Genomic DNA, 1,588 nt, shown 5'->3' with positions numbered 1-1,588 from the left:
TAAACTGAAGAGTTTGATCATGGCTCAGATTGAACGCTGGCGGCAGGCCTAACACATGCAAGTCGAGCGGTAGCACAGAGAAGCTTGCTTCTTGGGTGACGAGCGGCGGACGGGTGAGTAATGCATAGGAATCTGCCCGATAGTGGGGGATAACCTGGGGAAACCCAGGCTAATACCGCATACGTCCTACGGGAGAAAGGGGGCTCCGGCTCCCGCTATGGGATGAGCCTATGTCGGATTAGCTAGTTGGTGAGGTAACGGCTCACCAAGGCAACGATCCGTAGCTGGTCTGAGAGGATGATCAGCCACATCGGGACTGAGACACGGCCCGAACTCCTACGGGAGGCAGCAGTGGGGAATATTGGACAATGGGCGCAAGCCTGATCCAGCCATGCCGCGTGTGTGAAGAAGGCCCTCGGGTTGTAAAGCACTTTCAGCGAGGAAGAACGCCTAGCGGTTAATACCCGCTAGGAAAGACATCACTCGCAGAAGAAGCACCGGCTAACTCCGTGCCAGCAGCCGCGGTAATACGGAGGGTGCAAGCGTTAATCGGAATTACTGGGCGTAAAGCGCGCGTAGGTGGCTTGATAAGCCGGTTGTGAAAGCCCCGGGCTCAACCTGGGAACGGCATCCGGAACTGTCAAGCTAGAGTGCAGGAGAGGAAGGTAGAATTCCCGGTGTAGCGGTGAAATGCGTAGAGATCGGGAGGAATACCAGTGGCGAAGGCGGCCTTCTGGACTGACACTGACACTGAGGTGCGAAAGCGTGGGTAGCAAACAGGATTAGATACCCTGGTAGTCCACGCCGTAAACGATGTCGACCAGCCGTTGGGTGCCTAGCGCACTTTGTGGCGAAGTTAACGCGATAAGTCGACCGCCTGGGGAGTACGGCCGCAAGGTTAAAACTCAAATGAATTGACGGGGGCCCGCACAAGCGGTGGAGCATGTGGTTTAATTCGATGCAACGCGAAGAACCTTACCTACTCTTGACATCCTGCGAATTCGGTAGAGATACCTTAGTGCCTTCGGGAACGCAGAGACAGGTGCTGCATGGCTGTCGTCAGCTCGTGTTGTGAAATGTTGGGTTAAGTCCCGTAACGAGCGCAACCCTTGTCCTTATTTGCCAGCACGTAATGGTGGGAACTCTAAGGAGACTGCCGGTGACAAACCGGAGGAAGGTGGGGACGACGTCAAGTCATCATGGCCCTTACGAGTAGGGCTACACACGTGCTACAATGGCCGGTACAAAGGGTTGCCAACTCGCGAGAGTGAGCTAATCCCGAAAAGCCGGTCTCAGTCCGGATCGGAGTCTGCAACTCGACTCCGTGAAGTCGGAATCGCTAGTAATCGTGAATCAGAATGTCACGGTGAATACGTTCCCGGGCCTTGTACACACCGCCCGTCACACCATGGGAGTGGACTGCACCAGAAGTGGTTAGCCTAACGCAAGAGGGCGATCACCACGGTGTGGTTCATGACTGGGGTGAAGTCGTAACAAGGTAGCCGTAGGGGAACCTGCGGCTGGATCACCTCCTTAAACGATGCATCACTCCTCGCGGTAAGCGCTCACAATGAATTACCTGATCAGA

1 rRNA gene is annotated in these 1,588 nt (G+C 55.3%); it reads left to right on the top strand.

Features of this window, described 5'->3' with window-relative positions:
• The first annotated feature begins 1 nt into the window (after position 1).
• Positions 2-1,536: ribosomal RNA gene (locus BIS10_RS18665) — 16S ribosomal RNA — on the top strand.
• The last annotated feature ends 52 nt before the right edge of the window (positions 1,537-1,588 follow it).

It is taken from the genome of Halomonas sp. 707B3, assembly GCF_024158645.1.
GTDB classification, from domain to species: domain Bacteria; phylum Pseudomonadota; class Gammaproteobacteria; order Pseudomonadales; family Halomonadaceae; genus Vreelandella; species Vreelandella lionensis.
The sequence above is the reverse complement of the archived record's forward strand: the minus strand, read 5'-3'. Positions and strand labels throughout refer to the sequence as shown.